Annotated in this window: 1 protein-coding gene and 1 pseudogene; both read right to left on the bottom strand. The window is 53.6% G+C overall.

Annotation, left to right across the window (positions count from 1 at the left end):
* Positions 1–4: 4 nt before the first annotated feature.
* Positions 5–2053, bottom strand: a complete 2049-nt coding sequence (locus BKM32_RS15500) for a T9SS type B sorting domain-containing protein (protein WP_253187472.1) — start codon at positions 2051–2053, stop codon at positions 5–7.
* A gap of 75 nt (positions 2054–2128) precedes the next feature.
* Positions 2129–2332 (bottom strand): annotated as a pseudogene (locus BKM32_RS16610) (hypothetical protein); the annotation flags it as partial.
* Positions 2333–2335: the final 3 nt, after the last annotated feature.

Here is a 2335-nt window from a genome sequence, read left to right as displayed (position 1 = left end):
ATTATTATCTATACAGTGTAAAATGTCCAACAAACTCTCTGTCGTTGTCTGAGCTGTTGAGCCTCACCACGTACCAGTAGTCGCCCGTTGGCAGGTCCTGGTTGTTGTAACGTCCGTCCCAGGATTGACCCTGGTGGTAGGTACCCACCTTGCGCCCGTACCTGTCGTAGATATCGAACTCCAGGTTCGGGAAGTCATCCGTACAGGGTGCCCAGGTATCCTGGATTAAGTCTCCATTAGGGGTAAAGTAGTTCGGGATACATGGGTCCACATACTCAAGGTAGATCCTTGCCTCGGCGATACAGCCGTTGCTGTCCGTTACCGTTACAAGGTACTCGCCCGTCTCTGAGATGATAAAGGTATTCTCACTGCCGTAGTCTTCGTCGTTCAACGTAAAGGTATACTCCCCGTTACCTCCCGTGGCCAGGGCCACAATCTGGTTCTGGTCACCTTCGTTAAGGGCTAGGTCTACCGGCTCGAACACGCCTATATCAAAGAACTCCGTAGTCTGGATACAGCCATTGGTATGGCGCACCTCTATATAGTGGTCCGTTCCGGGAGGTACGTTCTCGAACACATTGCTCACCTGGTAAGGACCGCCGTTCAGTGAGTAGTCCACTTCGGCAGGATCCACGCTCTCGTCTATCAACACGGTCACGATGTTTGTGGAGAAGTTGTCGATACACACATACTCCACTTCCAACAGCGGATCCAGGTTCACCGCCTCCGGGAAGGTGATGTTCCACTCCGATTCACAGCCCATGCTGTCTCGGACATATACGATATGGTCCCCTCCGGAGAGTCCTGTAAAGTCAAATACCGTCTGTCCTGCAGCTCCAGTGGTATAGGGACCATCGTACGCGTCAAGGCTTACGCTATAAGGCGCCGTTCCCCCGGAGACCTCGATACTGAACTCCCCGTCGTTGTCGCCCGCACATGGGGTCGGCAATATCGAATCGGGCACGATGCTCACGATCAACGGTTCCGGCTCGGTGATGGTAAAGCTGAACATCACATAACAGCCCAGCTCGTCCTGAACGATCACCTCGTAGTCCCCTGGCCCAAGGTTCTCGAACACATTGGTCTCGAAGAACTGGTCCATCTGTGGGGAGATGGCATATTTGATGATGCCCGTCCCTCCCGTAGCGCTAATCACAAGGGAACCGTCATTGCCTCCGTAACAGGCTACGTTGTTGATCTCGAACGTAGCTTCCAATGGTGCATCAGGTTCGGTAATAGTGATGATCGCTGAAGTGCTCTCGCAATCACCACTCTGTACATGTACCGTATAGGTACCCGCCAACAGTTCCGTGAACACCCCAGGGGTATCCTGTACCGCCGTTGGGATGGCATTACCGGCGGCATCCTGCAGGGTATATACATAATCCCCTAGGCCTCCCTCGGCAACGGCCACGATGGTACCGTTGTTGTCGCCCGCACAGTTGATGGTCGGGTTGGTAGAGGCCAACTCGATGTTCAGCTCCGGAAGCGGATCGATGGTGATCTCGTTGGATACTATCGCTATACAGCCATTGGCATCCTTAACGTAATATTCATAGCTTCCCGCCGGTACCGTAAAGGATACGGAGGACGTGAACGACCCCAATACCGTGGTAAAGGCACTGGTATCGCTATAGGTATAGCCTCCCGTTCCGCCCGTAGCGCTCAGGGTAAGCTCCCCATCGTTCAGACAGGTCGGCGAGGCGCTCTTCACTAAACTGGCCTCTATGGCCGTTGGCTCGGAGATGGCAATGTCCACAGAAGTGGTGCTACAGCCATAGCCATCGGTGATGGTCACGTTGTAGGTCCCTGCACCCAGGTTGGCAAACTCGTTAGAGGTCTGCGGTCCAGAGGTACTTGCTATAGGAGCAAGTGTATTCAAGGTATAGGTATAGTTGCTTTCTTGGCCTCCCGTTACGTTGTCTATAACGATCGTAGCGTTCTCATCCCCAAAACAGGACAGCATAGTCGTGCTAGGAGTAAAAGTTGCTGCAATAGGCTCTGGAACTTCCAGGGTCACGTCCGCAGAGGCAATACAGCCCTGTGCGTCCATAACGTTCACTGTATAGGTCCCTGCAGAAAGTCCCGTAAAGGTTCCGTTTGGTGAATAAGCCACCGTGGCGGCTCCGGTCAGTTCATATTCATAAGTGCCCCATCCCCCTTCGGCAATGGCCGTAATGGTTCCCTGGTCATCGGTACAGGTTACGTTGGAGGTTTCCGTGGCCGTTAAAGTCAACTCTTCGGAAGGCGAGCCTATCACCACCGTAGCGGTTGCCGAACAGAACGGAACGTCCGTTTCGGTGATCACCACCGTAAAGGTACCGGCATTCATGCC

The organism is Mangrovimonas sp. DI 80, from assembly GCF_001975575.1.
Taxonomy (GTDB): Bacteria; Bacteroidota; Bacteroidia; order Flavobacteriales; family Flavobacteriaceae; genus Mangrovimonas_A; species Mangrovimonas_A xylaniphaga.
Note: the sequence above shows the minus strand (reverse complement) of the source record. Positions and strands in the feature narration are given on the sequence as shown.